We start from the raw sequence: 18,445 nt of genomic DNA, 5'->3' as shown, positions 1-18,445 counted from the left end.
TCCTATCTAGTATGTTGGAATTAATGAATTAGTTCTGAAAGTATAGCTGATAACTTGATAAGGTGCTTTCTCCAATTATTTAAGTTAAAATGTAGTTTAAATAAAACTTCCGTAATGTTTCGTAAAAGGAGAGCTTTGAATGACTCAGCAGACACATTATTTTATCGCATTATCTTTGCCACAACCTATTCGAGAGGTTTTAATGGGGGTTAAAGAGCTTGTTGAACCGAAACTTCCATTTAAGACATGGGTTCACGAACAGGACTTACATATAACTTTGGCTTTTTTAGGTCAACCTTCATCTTTATCGCAAATGAGAGCAATAAAAGAAAAATTAAAAATAATTAGTGTAAAACATTCATCGTTCACTTTAGAGCTTAATGGTTTTGGAATCTTTGGAAAACCAGATTCCCCAAGAATACTCTGGAGTGCACTTAAAGAGCAGAACGATTTAGTTAATTTACAAAAAGATATTTATCACGCTTGTACTGGTAGTGGTTTTAAATTAGAAGATCGCCCATATAAACCGCATATAACATTAGCAAGAAAATGGATGTCTGAGAATCCTTTTGAAATGGAATCGTTAAAAAGCATGGTCCAGCCAAAAGAAGAATTTTCTAAGTTTACTGCAGGACATATCGTATTATATCAGACCCATATTAACCGTCTTCCAAAATACCAACCACTTTCTATTTATCCTCTTGAAGCAAAGTAGTAAAATAGGGTAAGTGTTGTGTTATCACAAAAGTGAAGGAGATAAAAATGAAGAAGAAGGCTTTCCTAACTATTCTCCAGCTTAGTATACTATACGGTATTTACCTTATAGGAATGATGATTCAATCTTTTTTTGATTTGTCGATTCCCGGGAGTATTATTGGGATGCTCCTTCTATTATTCCTATTACAGCTTAATGTCGTAAAAGAGAAATGGTTATCTTTGGGAACACAGTTCTTGTTATCAAGACTCCCCTTATTATTTCTACCGGCAACAGTTGGATTAATGAACTATTTTCCATTATTTAAAGGGAAAGGACTATTATCTGTTGCTATCGTTTTGCTTAGCACCTTTTTGGTCATGATTATATCAGCTAGAGTTGCAGATTTTATCTCTACTAAAAACGATACGAATAAGGATATGGGTAGGGGATTTGAAGTATGAACATAGCACAAGCAGTGTGTATGATCATATTAACTCTTATCCTTTATAGCGGAATGAAGGTCCTTTATCAAAAAAAACCTTCCCCTATTTTAGTTCCAATTGCAACCACAACCTTAGCTCTTATATTACTATTATCTCTTTTTAATTATTCTTATGAAGAATATATGACTGGTGGTAAATGGATAGATGAATTATTAGGACCAGCTGTGGTGGCACTAGCTTTTCCGCTGTATCAAAACAGAAAGTTGCTTAAGAAGTATTATATTCCTATTGTTGCCGGTGTCTTAAGTGGGTCATTTATCTCACTCCTTACAGGAATCTGTATGTCAATTTTCATTGGTCTCGATAAGGAAATAATGCTATCTATCTTACCTAAATCGGTTACTTCCCCAGTTGCTATGGATATCGCAGGAGAAATAGGTGGGGCGCCTTCACTTGCAGCAGTATATGTAATGATTGCTGGAATAGGAGGTGCGGTATTCGGACCGTCTCTATTAAAAAGGTGTGGTGTGACTCATTATATAGGAATAGGGATGGGATTTGGGGCTGCTGCTCATGGTATTGGTACGGCAAAAGCATTAGAGATTGGAGAGCGTGAGGGAGCAATTAGCTCAGTTTCCATGATATTAAGTGCTATTTTTGCTGCCATCTTTTTACCATATGTTACGTTGCTTCTTTAAAAAAATGAGGTGGTCTAAAGTTGGGTCAACTAATTAAATTACAAGACTATGTTTCCCGATACGAAATCGATATTTATCGATATCCTAGTCAGTATATTAGACTAAAAAAACAACAGTGGAATCATGTCTTAACTGCTTGGGAAAATGGATCATTAGATTCATTGAGTGGATTTGCTCAAAACAAGCATGAAATATATGAACGTTTCCAAACACTAAAAGAAGATAATAAGAAGTCTGTACTAGAACCACTTAAACAGCTTTTCTCAAGAGTACGTAAAAGTGAGGATGAGTCTAATCTGTCGGATATCCTTCTAGAAAGACCAAATACAAATGAAGATGAGATTGATTCTGATGACTTTATAGCCTCCTTTCAATCGACACCAAACTCTATAGATGAACTCAAGATTGATTTTTTAGAAAACCTCTTTACATTCCAAATGAAGTGGGCAAGTTCAACAATTAGAGAAGTATCCTTTGTTGATTCAGCGTTTAAAGTAGATAACGATTTAAAGTACTTTTTGCAGAGGTTTCCAGATACGTATTTAGTAATGTACAAGCCGGTTTTTGTGTTAAAACATGCCCCGATCGAAGTAGATATCATTTTGATTAGCCCAACGACTACTTGGTGTATCACGATTCTTGAAGGTGAAAGAGAAAGTGTGTTTCTTGGATCGAAAGAGCGCTTCTGGATAGAACGTAACGGGGATAAAGAAAAAAAAGTCTTGTCACCTTTAATAGGTCTTAATCGGATGGAGAAGATTGTAAAAAAAGTCTTTCAGCTTTATGAAGTGGATATGCCTATAAAAAAAGTCATTTTAAATCGGACGGGGTACTTTGATTATCCGTTCCCACCATATGATGTTGAGTTTATCGAAAAGCGCAACTACGATGGCTGGTTTACCAATTTAAGAAATCTGTCATCACCACTCAAACATGTCCAATTAAAAGCTGCGCAAGCTCTACTAATGTACTGTCAAACAACCTGTGTAACAAGAACTGAGTGGGCTGTTGATGATGATAAATAAAGGTTCTTTTCTAAAAAAAATAGTTCTTTTCACATCTAACCATGACCGTTCCTTTGCGCTGCAGGCACTTGCTTTCCGCGGGGAATTATGAAAAAGCCCAACTGCCAGCTTTTTCAAGGGCGAATTCCTATCGGGGAGGAAGTCGAGGGTTATTTTCACTAGCGTGAAAAAACTACCTCCTCGGCGCATGCGCCTGTGGGGTCTCGACCTTTCCTCTACTTCTGAGTAGGAGTCAAGTGCCTTCCGCTCCAATCCACTCTTGTTTAATACACATTCAAATCAACAAACTTTACGAAAAGAGCCTAAATAAAAAAACAGACTCAAAAACTTTGAGTCTGTTTTTAAAAGCTTATTAAATCTTTTGAACGTTAGCAGCTTGAGGTCCACGAGCACCTTGCTCTACGTCAAAAGAAACTGATTGACCTTCTTCAAGTGTTTTGAATCCGTCACCTTGGATAGCTGAGAAGTGAACGAATACATCGTCTGCTCCTTCGCGCTCGATGAATCCAAAACCTTTTTCTGCGTTAAACCATTTTACTTTACCATTTTCCATGTTTGTTGCCTCCTAGTGCGTGTGTAAACACAATGTATTACTATTCTTGCTCAAAGTAGATATTGTGGAAAAGCATAAGACTTCCCTAACTTACCGAACAAAAATAATTCCTATTAATAATAACAGAATTAGGAAAAATAGGCAAGTTATTAGCAGGCTTTATTGTTAATATACTGTAACAAATGTTATTTAAATTTTCTAAGAATTAATAGATTCTTTGGTTACATAATGAATGGTACAATAGGTAATAAAAAGGTTATTTTTGATCATAAAAGAAATGAAGGGTAAATCTATGAAAATATTATTCTTTATTGTCAATACTGCAGCTAGTAATGGGAAATCATTAAAAGTCTGGAGGAAATTGGTTATAGAGCTTGACCAGCGTAAAGTTAATTATCGATCTTTTAATACAAAGTATCCAGGTCATGCTACGGAGCTTGCCAGACAGATTGCCAAGATGTATGGAGATAAAGTGGCAGGAATCATTTGTGTTGGCGGGGATGGTACGATGAATGAGATTGTCAACGGACTCGTAGACCATCCAGAAGTGAAAATTGGTTTTATACCTGCTGGAACGGGTAATGATTTTTCAAGAGGCTACTCCTTACCAAAGTCTCATTTAGATGCACTGAAAGTGATACTAAAGAGAATGAATATGCCAGTGCGAAAATATGATGTTGGTAAAGCTTCTTTTGATCAACTAAAGAAGTCACACGGATTTGTGAACAGTCTTGGAATTGGTTTTGATGCAGAAGTTTCAAAGTTAGCAAATGAGTCAAAAATAAAGAAGTACTTACACCAATTAGGGCTAGGTTTTCTCTCTTATGTTGTTGCATTAATGAGGCTTCTTTTTACATATGAGGTAACAAACGTCACCCTCACTATTGATGGAAACATTTATAGGTTTCAAAATGTTTGGTTTGTCACAATTTCCAATCAAAGTTATTACGGTGGCGGTATGAAAATATCACCTAATGCTCGACCAAATGACGGTATATTAAATATTACTGTTGTTCATAACATATCTAGATTAAAACTCTTAGCTGTATTTGGAAGTGTGTTTGTGGGTAAGCATGTATTGTTTAAGGAAGTTAGCTCATATACAGGGGAAATTATTAGAGTTGATAGTGATAAGCCATTATTGATCCATGTAGATGGAGAACAAGTAGCTAAGTCACCAGTAACCGTTACGATTGAAAAAAGTAGAATGAGTATTATTAACTAAGGGACATTTGAAAAGTTCCACTATCTAGTTAGGGAGGTGACACCATCGAACCAATAGTACGTAATTTTGAGGCTTATCTAGATGAGTTAACAGTTATTACTGTTCTGCTTCCTAAATCTCATTATGGAGGGGAGAGTCAAACTTTTACTCTCTGTAAAAAGGATCTAGACATGGAGCTTGATATTATTAACAAACATGATATTGATACACACATAAAATATGTATGTACCTTCACAGCCGTTCTATCTATTGGAGATGAATACATTGTAAAAGATGAGCATGGGCATCAAACCGATTTACAAGTCGGGGCTGTTATCCGGACAAAAGACTTTGATGAGCTGTACTCTTATGATGGAGCTGATCTTGGTGTTTTATATTCACTTTCAGAATCAACATTTAAAGTATGGGCTCCCTCTTCGACGAGTGTAAAATTAAAAATATTTGATGAAAATCAGGAACAAGTAGATATTTATCAAATGACAAGAGAGCAGAATGGAGTTTGGGAGTTAACGATACCAGGTGATTTAGAGGGACTTTTCTATACTTATTTAGTCTGTGTGAATCGTAGTTGGAGAGAAGCTGTTGATCCATATACAAAGGCAGTTTCTATTAACGGTGAATATGGAGTAATTATTAATCTAGAAAAAACAAAGGTTGATCATATCACTCTTTCACCATTTCATAAAGCAACAGATGCCATTATTTATGAGACTCATGTACGGGATTTTTCTATCGATTCTGAAAGTGGAATTAAACAGAAAGGAAAATACTTAGGGATAACGGAAATAAACACGAAGGGTCCTCAGGGGACTATATCCGGCTTGTCCTATTTATTAGACTTAGGAATCACACATGTAGAGTTACTGCCTGTAAATGATTTTTATGGTGTCAAAGAGGACAGTAATACTGAAGAATATAACTGGGGCTATAACCCTTTGCACTATAATGTTCCTGAAGGCAGTTATTGTTCGAATCCGAGGGACCCTTATAATCGAATTATTGAACTAAAGAATGTGGTTGAAACATTACATGAACATGGACTACGAGTGATTATTGATGTTGTGTATAACCATGTATATATAAGGGAAGAGTCGTCCTTTGAAAAAATTGTTCCAGGTTACTACTTCAGACATGATAAATATGGTATGCCATCAAATGGAACTGGGGTAGGAAATGATATTGCTTCAGAACGCAAAATGGCACGAAAATTTATTGTGGATTCAGTTAGTTTCTGGTTAAAGGAATTTAATGTGGATGGGTTTCGCTTTGATCTAATGGGGATATTGGATGTCGAAACAATGAATTCCATAAGAAGAGCAGTTGACGAAATGAATCCAGACGTTCTTATTTTAGGAGAAGGGTGGGACTTAAACACACCACTACCTATTGATAATAAAGCCTCTATCCGAAATTCACAAAGGATGCCTAGAATTGCCCACTTTAATGACAGATTTAGAGATGGAATAAAAGGAAGTACGTTTAATCTTTATGACCGTGGATTTGCTCTAGGTAATCTCCATAAAATGATAGAAGCGAAAGAATCTATTGCAGGAAGTGTTTCCTTTACGAAAGGACATAAAGGTTTATTTTTAGAGCCAACTCAAACGGTTAATTACGTAGAGTCTCATGATAATCATACGTTATGGGATAAACTAATCGTATGTAACTCACATGAATCGGATGAAATATTGAAAAAAAGACATTTACTAGCAACAGCTATGGTCTTGCTTTCACAAGGAATCCCCTTCTTGCATAGTGGTCAGGAATTCTTCCGAACGAAGCAAGGAGTTGAAAATAGCTACAAGTCTCCAGATGCGATAAATAAACTAGATTGGTCTAGAAAACATAAGTATTTGGAAGAAGTTGAATACATTAAAGGACTTATTGCTATTCGAAAAGCACATGGTGCATTTAGGTTTGACTCTACTGCACAAATTAGAAATCATTTAAAATTTTATGATGTACCTGAGGGAATTCTTATGTATTCTCTATTTAACGTAGAAAAATATGGGCCATGGTCATCCATTTTGGTAATTCATAGTAATTCTTGTCAAAGTAAAGAAGTGAAGTTGCCATGTCACGGAAATTGGTTTGTAGCCTGTAAGGGAAAGAAAGCCGGTATAGAACCACTTTTCACATTACAAGAAGCACAAGTTATAGTTGATCCTATTAGTACAATGGTGCTATTTGAGAAAGTAGGAAATCAATAAGTTTTTTCTTGACTAACCATCAATAAGAACCTAAAATTTAAATAGATAGCTATTGTTCTGAACCATAGGCAGGTAGCTGTCTTTTTTGTTTCTAAAGAACTAACTTATGAACTATACATTAAAAAGTATAGAGACAATAAATTAAGAAATGTTGTGTTGCAATTGAAGGTGAATTGGTTGGATTATATATTAGATGATGAATGGGAGATATTCCCTGCAGGTGGAGCGACAGGAGATGCTTACTTTGCTCAATTAAATGACAAGAGGCTCTTCTTAAAGCGAAATTCATCACCATTTTTAGCTGTTTTATCCGCAGAAGGGATTGTACCTAAATTAATGTGGACAAGACGTTTAGAAAATGGTGATGTTATTACCGCACAACATTGGATAAATGGTCGTGAGCTAAAAGCACAGGACATGAATGGTCCAGACATTGCTCATTTACTTCGTAAAATTCACCATTCAAACGAACTGCTAGATATGTTAAAAAGACTACAAAAAAAACCTCTTCATCCTGAAGAGATTTTATTAGATATTACTAAACGTTTAGAGAAAGAGAAGGACCTTTCTAAGCTTGCAACCATCACAGAAGGACTTCATTTTTTAGAAATGGAGCTGCAAAATATACAATATGAGCAGAAAGTAGTTTGTCACTGTGATGTGAATCATAATAATTGGCTAGAAACTGGAGATAAACAACTGTATCTTATTGACTGGGATGGAGCAATGATAGCTGATCCTGCAATAGATATAGGACTTTTGCTACACTGGTATATAGATAAGGAAGACTGGGATTCTTGGCTAGAATTATATGGCCTGGAACTAACAGATAACCTTCGATTACGCATGAAATGGTATGTAGTATCACAGACAATCTTATCGATTCTTTGGTACAACACAAAAGATCTTCAAAAAGAGACACAGCACTGGATCAATTACCTCCAAAGCCTTACTTCATAAGCTAGGTTAGCTGAAGGAATCAATATCATTTATCCATTGAGTTAGTTCAGTTCTGTGGTTGTCTATATGATTATCAAGTGATTGTGTATATTTTCCATTTTGGCTGTAAGAGTAAATGTCCTGTAGAACAGATTTTACATTGTGATCAATGTCTGTATTAATCATTAAGGATTTAATAAGTCTCTCCATTTGTTCACACTCAGCAACTGTCCCACAGCAGTCAGTTTGTTGATTTGACAATATATCCTTTAATATATGCATTTGGTCTGTATGATTTAGTGGCATTAGTACAACTCCTTAAAGGGCTAGATGATATTATTAAATTGCCAAAAAGGCGCCTTTTTTATACGAGCAAAGCCGGTCATTTGAATATGACCGGCTTTTTGTTTTGTAGTAGATTTCTTTAGTGGAATTTTTATAAATAATTGTTTGAAGTTTCCACAAATTAACGATAACTATTTTTAAATTTGAAAGGAAGTGGTGCGATGTCTCAATTTCAACAAGAGCTTGATAAATGGCTATATCATAATATCGAGAATGAGAAAAATCATAGGAGACGAGAGATTCTTGAAAATGGTCTATGACATGGGACAGTCGAATTTATAAGAACAATATGGTTTCCAAAAGTAAGGAATTTTGATCATTTGTTTCCAGAGTGGGAAGTAAGAGATTTTAATAATGGGTTTCGTTACCTTGACCTTGCATATATGCCTGGAGGTGCTAAAGGAAGCATTGAAATTCAGGGTTATGGACCTCAGGCCAGGGATTTAAATGTAAGTCGATTCAAGGATTTATGTTGGCGTCACTCATTATTGGCTTTAGATGGTTGGACAAGTTTATCAATAGCTTACCTATCTATAAAGGAAGAACCTAAACAGTGCCAACAGCTTATTTTAGCTTTTATAGGGAAGTTTTTATCCACTGATGTATCCTCACAATTAACATGGCTTGAATCGGAAGTTGTTAGATTTGCACGTCGTAAGCTCCGTCCAATTACCCCACTTGAGCTTCGGGACCACCTTGGAATATGTGACCGGCAAGCTAGACGTATCTTGCACAATTTAGTTGATATGAAAATTCTCACTGTGGCATCGGGTAGTGTTACAGCAAGGTCTTACACTAGAAAACCATACTATTATTGTAAAATTCCCCCAAGCTTCTACTTATAATTTCATAAAGACAGTATTGCGGACTCACATTCCGTTAAGTGGCCCAAAATCAAAGAAGAAGTTCAAATTGCGGACTCAGAATCCGTTATATGCCTTAAAAACCCAAAAAAAAGCCCTTATTAGAACGAATAGCGGAGTCTCAGTCCACAATGAGCTCTTAATTAGATGAAAATTCGTAAATAGTGGAATCTCAGTCCGTCTAACGCTAGACCAATTGTTTAGGACTTACATTTAGCGATTTTAGAACTCATTAGAGATTTTACCCATGCGTTACTAACCTGGTGTCTTGCGCTTTTAGTTATTCGATGATATTATTTTGAACGAATGTTATTTAAATGAGGTGGCGTGATGCGTGTTAGAAATAAACCGTGGGCGAAAGAGAAGTTAGAAAGCTTCCCACAGTTTGTTATTCATAATCCTGAACAACATAAAGGTAAGTGGAATGAAGTATTCGGGAATTCGAATCCTTTGCATATAGAAGTAGGTACAGGAAAAGGTAGATTTGTTACGGGAATGGCACAGAGTAATCCTGACATAAACTATATCGGGATTGAATTGGCTGACAGTGTGGTTGTCACTGCATTAGACCGTATCATTGAAGCAAATCTTCCAAATGTGAAATTGTTAAATCAAAATGCAAATGACTTACAAAAGTTTTTTGATAAAGGCGATGTTGATCGTGTGTATTTAAATTTTTCAGATCCTTGGCCGAAAAAACGCCATGAAAAGAGAAGATTAACATATAAAACATTCCTTGATTTATATGAGAGTATCCTTATTGATGGTGGAGAAATCCATTTTAAAACCGATAACCGGGGATTATTTGAATACTCGTTAACAAGCTTCTCTGAATATGGGTTACTCTTGACTTATGTTAGTCTAGATCTCCACAAAAGTGATTACGAAGGCAATATTATGACTGAGTATGAGGAAAAATTCTCAGAAAAAGGATTTCCAATATACCGCAGTGAAGTAAAATTCCAAAATGAGGAGTAGACGCCTAAGTCTACTCCTTTTTTCCTTTTCATTTAAAAGTACTGAATAAAATGATAAAATGGAAATATTCTTTCAAAAGGAGGTTTGGTTTTATGGAAAGTCTTAAAATAGGCGAATATACACTTACGTGGCTAAATGGTGGAGTTACCCATTTGGATGGAGGTGCTATGTTTGGTGTTGTACCTAAACCGTTATGGACAAAAAAATATCCATTTAATGAAAACAACCAAATAGAGCTGCGTTCAGATCCAATTTTAATACAAGCCGGTGGAAAAAATATTCTCATAGAATCTGGCCTTGGAAATAATAAAATGTCAGACAAAATGAAAAGAAATTTTGGAATGAATGAGGAGTCTTCGATTGAACTATCTCTTGAAAGGCTTGACCTCAAGTTATCTGATATTGATATGGTACTCATGACACATATGCATTTTGATCATGCTTGTGGTTTAACTACGTGGAAAGAGGATACCCTAGTATCGACTTTTGAAAATGCAACAATCATTACTTCTGATATTGAATGGAATGAAATGCGAAACCCTAATATACGCTCGAAAAATACATACTGGAAAGAGAATTGGGCAGGAATCGAAAACCAGGTTAAAACTTTTAGTGGTGAAATAGAGGTATTTCCTGGCATAAAAATGACTCATACTGGTGGTCATAGTGATGGACATTCAATTGTAACCATTGAAAACAATGGTGAAAAGGTTATTCATATGGCAGATATTATGCCTACACATGCTCACCAGAATGTACTTTGGGTTATGGCTTATGATGACTATCCTATGAAGTCTATTGAACAAAAGCAAAAATGGATGGATATAGGTTTAAACCAAAATGCTTGGTACAGCTTTTATCACGATGCAATTTATCGTGCAATCAAGTGGGATGAAGCTGGAAACATACTTGATTTCATTAAACGTAAGTAAAAAGAGACTCCTTATTAGGTGTCTCCCACTTTAGTTCTATATTGGATAAACCTCTAGCACTGAACCTGTTTTTGCATCAATGAGGAACTCATATTGCTTCACTTCATCATTTATGTTTCGTGAGATGCCACCTTTATAGACACTGTAACTAATATTAAATTTTTCGAATGTTTCTGGAACCATATGAATCCATGAGCCGCTGATTGGACCGTTTTTCTTAAAAGAAGCTTTAGCAATCCTTAATGCTTTTTCAGCGGAGAGGTTTTGTTCAGGGAGTGAACCTTTTAATAGGTATGCACCTGCAAATCCAACACCCAGACCAAGTACGAACTTTTTCCAACCCATTAGATGCGCCTCCTTACATTATCCATCTACTTCTAGTATACAAAACAATTCTTTACATGTTAAGCAGGTACCTATCTTTCTACTGGAAAGGTTTATTATATTTCGTTATACTAAATGAATAAATCTGTTTATATATTGTATCTTTAGATTACTTAAAAAATGCCTAAGTATACCCCTTCACCAATGAGGTGCCAAAGAGGAAAGGAGAAATACATAATGAACCAAGAAACAATGGAACTTTTTAAAACATTAACGGAACTTCCAGGTGCTCCTGGAAATGAACATCAAGTTAGAAAATTTATGCGTTCTCAATTAGAGAAATATTCAGACGAAGTGATTCAAGATGGATTAGGAAGTATTTTTGGGGTTAAACGCGGGGATGAGAATGGTCCGATTGTCATGGCTGCAGGTCATATGGACGAAGTTGGATTTATGGTTTCACAAATTACGGATAATGGAATGCTACGTTTTCAAACATTAGGTGGCTGGTGGAGTCAGGTTTTACTTGCACAACTCGTACAAGTAATTACCGATAATGGGCCGGTTATCGGGGTAATAGGATCAATTCCTCCTCATTTATTAGATGATAACCAACGCAACAAGCCAATGGACATTAAGAATATGTTAATTGACATTGGAGCAGATAATCGTGAAAATGCATTAGAATTAGGTATTAGACCTGGCCAACAAATCGTTCCAATCTGTCCATTTACACCAATGGCAAACGAGAAGAAAATTCTTGCTAAGGCTTGGGATAATCGTTACGGATGTGGACTATCAGTTGAACTTTTAAAAGAGTTACAAGGAGAAAAGCTACCAAATATCCTATACTCAGGGGCAACAGTTCAAGAAGAAATCGGATTACGTGGAGCACAAACTGCTGCAAATATGATTAAGCCGGATATTTTCTTTGCGATGGATGCAAGTCCAGCAAATGATATGTCGGGTGATAAAAATGCATTTGGTCAACTTGGAAAAGGTGCGCTACTTCGAATTTTTGACCGTTCAATGGTTACACACCGTGGAATGCGTGAGTTTGTTCTTGATACAGCTGAGACGAACAAAATACCTTATCAGTATTTTATTTCTCAAGGTGGTACAGATGCTGGGCGTGTCCATACTTCAAACGAAGGTGTTCCTTCAGCAGTAGTAGGAATCTGCTCTCGTTATATTCACACACATGCTTCAATTGTTCACATTGACGACTATGCAGCAGCAAAAGAATTATTAGTAAAACTTGTGAAGTCCTCAGACCGTGCAACTGTTGATTCAATTAGAAATAATAGTTAAGACTGAAAGGGCCTATCTTTAGGCTCTTTTTTCAGATAAAAGGAGTTAAGGAAATTATGGTAACCATTGCAATTGGAACAAAAAATCCTACAAAGCTAGAGGCAGTAAAAGTAGCTTTTGAAGGCACGGTTGCTACCTTTATACCTACATCAGTAGATTCAGGTGTAGCTAATCAGCCTTTCTCAGATGAAGAGACGATTCAAGGTGCAATTAATCGTGCAAAGGCAGCGAGAATAAAAACTGAATCAAGTGTTGGTGTTGGTTTGGAGGGTGGCGTTTTCGAGACATCCTACGGGCTTTTTCTGTGCAACTGGGGAGCACTTTACGATGGAGTGAATGATCCTTTTATAGCAGGTGGAGCTAGAATTCTTTTACCAGAATCAGTTGCAAAGAAAGTTAGAGAAGGTTTGGAGTTAGGGGAAGTAATGGACCTCTATACGAAAGAAAATAATGTTAGGCATAAAGAAGGGGCTGTTGGTGTGTTTACGAATGGATTAATTAACCGCACTGAAATGTTCACTCATGTGGCTAAATTGCTAGTCGGTCAGTATCAATATAAAGTAAGAAACTAGAAGTTAGATAACTATCTTCTAGTTTCTATTTTTACCATTATTCGAATACGTAAGTTAGAACCTTCATAGCCTGATCTACTGTATCTACTGTCACATTAGCTTTTGTGGAAAGCTCTTTTAACGGATGGATAAGCGAGTCAGGTCTTATAATAATTAGCGGTTTATTTAAAGTAAGAGCTGCACTCGCATCCATTGCAGTATTCCATTGCTTATATTTTTCTCCGAATAAAGCAATAACAATATCTGCTTTATTCATTAGTACCTGTGTTCTAAAATTATTAATACATGAAGCTGTGTGGTCCTTGTATAAAGGGGAAGGTTGTACACCCAATACTTCTTCACCAATGGAATCAGAACGACTGTGATCTTCCATAGGACCAACAAATGACAAAGGTAAATTTAATGCTTTTGCTTTTTCCTTAATTTCATCGCGCCAACTTGAATGAATTTCACCTGCTAAATAAACAATTAAGTTCATTTTTAAACCTCCCTTTTCTACATTCTATTTTTATCCTATCATGTATTTCTTCAAATTTCCTGTCATGCGTTTTCTTCCTTTATTTTGAAATCTTTAGAAAAGGCTTGTAACAATAGAATTGAAAAAGGTATTATATAGGTAAGTATGTCAAGGCTTTTAAGTTATTATCGATTTTTTATAGTCTTTTAGATAGAGAGATACATACTACGTAGTGAAATAATTTCATTGTATGAGAAAACTGGAGGAAAGAAGAAATGAAAAATAGATTGTTACTTTCTATATGTCTACTTCTACTAACAGGACTTGTAGTAGGTTGTTCAGTATCGGTTGATGAAGAGATTAAAAAAGTAGAAACTGCTGTAGAGGAAGCCTTCACAAATAAAGCTATAGAGACTAACGAGAAATATGAGGATTTTTCTTATTACATGCCGACTACTATGAAAATAGATAGTGAAGAGGGAAACAATAACCTAATCATCAAAAAAGGAAATCAATTATTTATACTATTTGTAAATCCGAATGAGGAACCCAATAGTAAAGTAATGTTTGAATCCTCTGGTCCAGAGTCACAAGATGACTTAGTTGTAAAAACGTTTGAGGACCAAGATCGATTTGGTTATATTATAGTTAAAGAACTTGATAAAAACTTGTTTGAAATTGTAGTTGGTATCGGTGGAGTTAAAATGACCACACAAACAAAAGCAAGTGAGATATTAGAAAGTGCGCAGCAAATGATGGAGATTGTTGCATCTGTAAGATTTTAATAATCGCAACCCTCGTTAATATACAACGAGGGTTTATTTGTGTTTAAATTAGAGAAGATGTACTATTGCAGTAAATGAAGATAATTGGAGGGGTAAGAATGAAAAAGCTTGAATCGTTGGAAGAGTATAAAGATTTAATTAAAAGAAGTAAAACAGTATTAATGTTTTCAGCTAACTGGTGCCCGGATTGTCGTTTCATTGATCCATTTTTACCTGAAATAGAATCTACATACAATGATTTCAAATTTATCTATGTCGACAGAGATCAGTTTATAGATTTGTGTGGAGAGTTAGATGTTTATGGTATCCCAAGCTTTGTTGCATTTGAAAATGGACAGGAAACGGGAAGATTTGTAAGTAAGGATAGAAAGACAAAAGAAGAAATTGAAGGCTTCTTAAAAGGACTATAAATAGATTGTACAAAGGTCGACTGGAGTGATTTTAAATGAAAATGGATACAAAAAAAATGAGAGCTCGTCTCGAAGAAAGACTAACGAGACCTGAGTGGAAATTCACCTTCGACAAAGAAAAGGATACGTTAAGGGTTGAAAATCGTGAAACTGAAAAGGGAGTAACTGTATCACTTCCTGGTATAGTTGCAAAATGGCATGAAGAAAAGGATAAATCGATTGATGAGGTCATTTATTATATTGAAGAGTCATTAACCAATATGAGTGCAAATCATGAGCTAACTGGGAAAGAAAAGAACATCTACCCTGTCATTCGTTCAACTTCATTCCCAACAGAAACAAATGAAGGCAAAACCTTGGTTTATGATGATCATACGGCAGAGACACGAATATACTATGCAATAGATTTAGGTACCACCTATCGATTAATAGATGAAGAACTATTAGAGAAAGAAAAATGGAACAAAGAAAGAGTAAAAGAAGTTGCAAGATTTAACGTAAGGTCGTTGGATATTAAGGTTAAAGAGGATACAGTTGCAGGAAACACCTTCTATTTCATCAATTCAAACGATGGATATGATGCTAGTAGAATATTAAATGATACGTACCTTCAAAAGTTTAGCGAAAAAATAACAGGTAAAATGGCAGTTGCTGTTCCTCATCAAGATGTTTTGATAATTGCTGATATCCAGAATGATACAGGCTATGATGTCCTTGCTCAAATGACAATGAGCTTTTTCGCAAGTGGAAGAGTGCCAATAACAGCACTGTCCTTTTTATATGAAGACAATCAACTAGAACCTATTTTTATTTTAGGGAAAAATAGGACTAAATAAAGTTAAAACAGGTTATACTTCAGAGCCACTCATATACGAGTGGCTATTTTTATGAAAGTCTTTGGGGAAATTACAATTTAATGACTAATGCTGTTGATTATAGTGGAAGGATACGAGACTCCTGCGGGAGTAGCGGGACAGGTGAGACCCCGCAGGAGCTTTGCTCCGAGGAGGCTCACCGCACGCCCCTATGGGAATCCGCTTTTGAAAAAGCCGGTAGTTGGGCTTTTTCATGATTCCCCGCGAAAAAGCGAGTATCCTGTAACGAAAATCAACAACATGGGTGAACTGAAATATTACTCAGAATGATGAAGGTATAAACTGTATCGATTTTTTCTTTATATTCTTAGAATTATTGATACAATAGTAATATCTATGGTAGAAGTGATTAAGAAAGAGTGGTATAAGATGGATTGGTTAAAGAAGCTATACAGAACATTAGTTAATGACAACGAGAAAATAACAACTGAACCTGAGGTTACCAATAATAGAGTGATAAGCCCAAAGAATGTTGAAGCAAAGATTGCTTATCAGTATCCAAAAGGAAAGTTTCGATTTCCACTAATACCTGATGAAATAAAGGTTACAGAATCTCTCGAGAGAAGAAAGTCTGAAATAAAAAAACAGGATACTAATCTTACTAAGTTAAGAGAGGTCAAAGTACAAGAAAAGAAGAGTGGTATCAAAAAGCAATTTAAGCCAACTGAAGTACCTTCTCCTGTATATGGTTTTGGTAAACCTAAAAAAGCAGACACCGAAGATATTATAGAGTTTGAGTTAGTATCCTCAGAAAGCATGAAGCAAGTACAGGCGGAAATTGCAGTGACGAGTTCCGAAAATAACTTAAATATCCTCGAAAGTAATTTAAATGAGGATCTACATGCTCTGGAAGAGAACAAAGTTTTGGAAGCAGAACAGGAAGAAAAGAACCTAAATGAGTCAGAGGAATTTCTAGACTTGCTTAAAGAGCTTAGAGATGGTCCATTACATAACGTTCATGAAGATCATAAAGAAGACGAGACGGCTGAAATAAAGTCTCAGAGTATAGTAATTGAAGATGAAGTAGATATAGAACCGACTGAATCAGCAGGTCATAACTTACATCATTATAGTGAAGTCCCCTCAGTGGAGGAGAAAGTAACTAATGAAACGGAACAATCCATTTATGAAAACGAAAACCCAAGAAGGCACTATATTCCCTACAATGTGATGATGTTAAAACAGGATAGACAAAATTTACAAAAGAAGCAGTTAGAAAAAGTTCAAGCAAATGAAGAGGTAATTCCTCAATCAATTAGTCTAGATGATAGTGAAGCTGCTCCACAGATTGAAACGCTTAATTCAGTAGAAGAGGCTAATGAAAAAGATGTGGAAACTCGTGAACCTCAAAGTATAGGTTCTTATAATTTTCCTAGTCTTCAATACTTAAACCTACCAGTAGAACAACTAGAGGATGATGAAGAGTGGTTAGCAGAACAAAGTGAACTCCTTGATCAGACCTTACGAAACTTTAAAGTGGGAGCAACAGTTGTAAATGTAACTCAAGGGCCAGCAGTTACTCGCTTTGAGGTGCATCCAGAGCCTGGGGTTAAAGTAAATAAAATAACAAACCTTGCTGACGATATAAAATTAAGCTTAGCGGCTAAGGATATAAGAATTGAAGCTCCTATCCCTGGAAAAAACACAATTGGTATTGAAGTTCCTAACCGTAAAAGTAAATCTGTATTATTACGAGAAATCATCCAAAGTGATGCATTTAATTCGGACTCTTCTCCTATGACCGTTGCATTAGGACTCGATATATCAGGGAAACCTGTCGTTACAGACCTTCGGAAAATGCCACATGGATTAATTGCTGGTGCAACGGGGTCAGGTAAAAGTGTCTGTATAAATACAATGCTAGTGAGTTTACTTTACAAAGCATCACCACATGAAGTGAAACTATTATTAATTGATCCAAAAATGGTAGAGTTGGCACCATATAATCATATTCCTCACCTAGTAAGTCCTGTAATAACAGATGTTAAAGCAGCTACAGCAGCACTTAAATGGGCAGTGGAAGAAATGGAAAGGCGCTACGAGCTGTTTGCTCATGCAGGAGTCCGTGATATAGCTAGATTTAATGAATTAGTAGATAGACATAACGAACAAAGTGGGCATTTACCATATCTTGTTATTATCATTGATGAGTTAGCAGATTTAATGATGGTAGCACCAGGTGATGTTGAGGAAGCAATTTGTCGCATTGCTCAAAAAGCCCGTGCATGTGGAATCCATCTAATCCTTGCTACGCAGAGGCCATCTGTTGATGTAATTACTGGCCTTATTAAGGCAAACATTCCAACTCGAATTGCCTTTTCAGTATCATCTCAGGTTGACTCAAGAACAATTATTGACACAAATGGAGCTGATAAGCTATTAGGAAAAGGAGATATGCTCTTCCTTGAAAATGGATCATCAAAGCCAACTAGGATCCAAGGTAACTTTGTATCAGATGATGAAATCGAACGAGTAGTTCAACATGTAAAAGATCAAATGAAGCCAGTATATATGTTTGAACAGGATGAGTTAGTGAAGAGAGCCACAATTCAATCAGAAGAAGATGATCTGTTTTATGAGGCTTGTGAGTTCGTTCTTGACCAGGGCGGTGCTTCTACTTCTAGCTTACAACGTCGTTTTCGCATCGGCTATAACCGGGCTGCAAGATTAATTGATATTATGGAGGAACAAGGTATTATTTCAGAAGGACGAGGTAGTAAACCAAGGGAAATACTTATTACAGAAGATGAACTTGAAAATATACAAGAAACTAGCACATCAACTTTATAAATGGTATCCTAAC

Annotated in this window: 19 protein-coding genes and 1 pseudogene; 16 read left to right on the top strand and 4 right to left on the bottom strand. The window is 35.9% G+C overall.

Annotated features, from left to right (window positions below):
• Positions 1-139 precede the first annotated feature (139 nt).
• The 4 genes from thpR to J2Z26_RS14005 are packed head-to-tail and all read left to right on the top strand — an operon-like array spanning position 140 to position 2,863.
• Positions 140-715, top strand: coding sequence for an RNA 2',3'-cyclic phosphodiesterase (gene thpR, locus J2Z26_RS14020; RefSeq protein ID WP_193535895.1), 576 nt, complete (start codon positions 140-142; stop codon positions 713-715).
• A gap of 47 nt (positions 716-762) precedes the next feature.
• Positions 763-1,158: a CidA/LrgA family protein gene (locus J2Z26_RS14015; RefSeq protein ID WP_193535893.1), complete on the top strand. Its 396-nt coding sequence runs from the start codon at positions 763-765 to the stop codon at positions 1,156-1,158.
• Complete coding sequence (locus J2Z26_RS14010; RefSeq protein WP_193535891.1) at positions 1,155-1,838, top strand: LrgB family protein; 684 nt, start codon at positions 1,155-1,157, stop codon at positions 1,836-1,838. The genes J2Z26_RS14015 and J2Z26_RS14010 overlap by 4 nt, the downstream gene beginning before the upstream one ends.
• Positions 1,839-1,858: 20 nt before the next feature.
• Positions 1,859-2,863 (top strand): nuclease-related domain-containing protein, encoded by a 1,005-nt coding sequence (locus tag J2Z26_RS14005; protein WP_193535889.1) that lies wholly within the window; start codon positions 1,859-1,861, stop codon positions 2,861-2,863.
• Positions 2,864-3,215: 352 nt separating this feature from the next.
• Here J2Z26_RS14005 and J2Z26_RS14000 read toward each other — a convergent pair whose 3' ends face one another.
• Entirely contained in the window at positions 3,216-3,416 is a 201-nt protein-coding gene (locus J2Z26_RS14000; RefSeq protein ID WP_193535887.1) for a cold-shock protein, read from the bottom strand.
• Between the two features lie 292 nt (positions 3,417-3,708).
• Here J2Z26_RS14000 and J2Z26_RS13995 point away from each other — a divergent pair, with 292 nt between their 5' ends.
• The 3 genes from J2Z26_RS13995 (at position 3,709) to J2Z26_RS13985 (ending at position 7,811) form a co-directional block, all read left to right on the top strand.
• Entirely contained in the window at positions 3,709-4,641 is a 933-nt protein-coding gene (locus J2Z26_RS13995; protein ID WP_193535885.1) for a diacylglycerol/lipid kinase family protein, read from the top strand.
• Between the two features lie 44 nt (positions 4,642-4,685).
• A complete protein-coding gene (gene pulA / locus J2Z26_RS13990) occupies positions 4,686-6,851 on the top strand; it encodes a type I pullulanase (protein WP_193536097.1) in 2,166 nt (721 codons plus the stop codon).
• Between the two features lie 156 nt (positions 6,852-7,007).
• Complete coding sequence (locus J2Z26_RS13985) at positions 7,008-7,811, top strand: phosphotransferase family protein (protein ID WP_193536095.1); 804 nt, start codon at positions 7,008-7,010, stop codon at positions 7,809-7,811.
• 6 nt (positions 7,812-7,817) lie between these two features.
• Here the strand turns inward: J2Z26_RS13985 and J2Z26_RS13980 are convergent, their stop codons facing one another.
• The gene (locus tag J2Z26_RS13980) at positions 7,818-8,096 is read right to left on the bottom strand and encodes a YtzH-like family protein (RefSeq protein ID WP_193535883.1); all 279 of its coding nucleotides are present in this window, start codon (positions 8,094-8,096) and stop codon (positions 7,818-7,820) included.
• A gap of 200 nt (positions 8,097-8,296) precedes the next feature.
• Here J2Z26_RS13980 and J2Z26_RS13975 point away from each other — a divergent pair.
• The 3 genes and pseudogenes from J2Z26_RS13975 (at position 8,297) to J2Z26_RS13965 (ending at position 10,908) form a co-directional block, all read left to right on the top strand.
• Positions 8,297-8,980, top strand: a pseudogene (locus J2Z26_RS13975) (transcriptional regulator).
• Between the two features lie 348 nt (positions 8,981-9,328).
• On the top strand, positions 9,329-9,976 hold the full coding sequence (gene trmB / locus J2Z26_RS13970) for a tRNA (guanosine(46)-N7)-methyltransferase TrmB (protein ID WP_193535881.1): 648 nt from the start codon (positions 9,329-9,331) through the stop codon (positions 9,974-9,976).
• Positions 9,977-10,068: 92 nt separating this feature from the next.
• Positions 10,069-10,908 (top strand): YtnP family quorum-quenching lactonase, encoded by an 840-nt coding sequence (locus J2Z26_RS13965; protein ID WP_193535879.1) that lies wholly within the window; start codon positions 10,069-10,071, stop codon positions 10,906-10,908.
• Positions 10,909-10,944: 36 nt separating this feature from the next.
• On the opposite strand, the gene J2Z26_RS13960 is transcribed toward J2Z26_RS13965, so the two are convergent.
• Positions 10,945-11,253: a PepSY domain-containing protein gene (locus J2Z26_RS13960; protein WP_193535877.1), complete on the bottom strand. Its 309-nt coding sequence runs from the start codon at positions 11,251-11,253 to the stop codon at positions 10,945-10,947.
• A gap of 216 nt (positions 11,254-11,469) precedes the next feature.
• On the opposite strand from J2Z26_RS13960, the gene J2Z26_RS13955 reads away from it, so the two are divergent.
• Positions 11,470-12,543, top strand: coding sequence for a M42 family metallopeptidase (locus tag J2Z26_RS13955; RefSeq protein WP_193535875.1), 1,074 nt, complete (start codon positions 11,470-11,472; stop codon positions 12,541-12,543).
• 56 nt (positions 12,544-12,599) lie between these two features.
• Positions 12,600-13,115, top strand: coding sequence for a DUF84 family protein (locus tag J2Z26_RS13950; RefSeq protein WP_193535873.1), 516 nt, complete (start codon positions 12,600-12,602; stop codon positions 13,113-13,115).
• 37 nt (positions 13,116-13,152) lie between these two features.
• Here J2Z26_RS13950 and J2Z26_RS13945 read toward each other — a convergent pair whose 3' ends face one another.
• On the bottom strand, positions 13,153-13,593 hold the full coding sequence (locus J2Z26_RS13945) for a YtoQ family protein (protein ID WP_193535871.1): 441 nt from the start codon (positions 13,591-13,593) through the stop codon (positions 13,153-13,155).
• Positions 13,594-13,847: 254 nt separating this feature from the next.
• On the opposite strand from J2Z26_RS13945, the gene J2Z26_RS13940 reads away from it, so the two are divergent.
• The 4 genes from J2Z26_RS13940 to J2Z26_RS13925 all read left to right on the top strand — a co-directional run bounded on the left by J2Z26_RS13940 (position 13,848) and on the right by J2Z26_RS13925 (position 18,432).
• Positions 13,848-14,357, top strand: coding sequence for a hypothetical protein (locus tag J2Z26_RS13940; RefSeq protein ID WP_193535869.1), 510 nt, complete (start codon positions 13,848-13,850; stop codon positions 14,355-14,357).
• 98 nt (positions 14,358-14,455) lie between these two features.
• Positions 14,456-14,767, top strand: a complete 312-nt coding sequence (locus tag J2Z26_RS13935; protein ID WP_193535867.1) for a thioredoxin family protein — start codon at positions 14,456-14,458, stop codon at positions 14,765-14,767.
• A 41-nt stretch (positions 14,768-14,808) separates the two neighbouring features.
• Positions 14,809-15,603 carry a DUF1444 domain-containing protein gene (locus J2Z26_RS13930; protein ID WP_193536093.1) on the top strand — a complete coding sequence of 265 codons (795 nt, stop codon included), beginning with the start codon at positions 14,809-14,811 and terminating at the stop codon, positions 15,601-15,603.
• A gap of 408 nt (positions 15,604-16,011) precedes the next feature.
• Positions 16,012-18,432 carry a DNA translocase FtsK gene (locus tag J2Z26_RS13925; RefSeq protein ID WP_193535865.1) on the top strand — a complete coding sequence of 807 codons (2,421 nt, stop codon included), beginning with the start codon at positions 16,012-16,014 and terminating at the stop codon, positions 18,430-18,432.
• The last annotated feature ends 13 nt before the right edge of the window (positions 18,433-18,445 follow it).

The organism is Cytobacillus luteolus, assembly GCF_017873715.1.
In the GTDB taxonomy this organism is placed as follows: Bacteria; Bacillota; Bacilli; order Bacillales; family Bacillaceae_L; genus Bacillus_BV; species Bacillus_BV luteola.
This window is presented reverse-complemented; position numbering and strand designations above follow the sequence as displayed.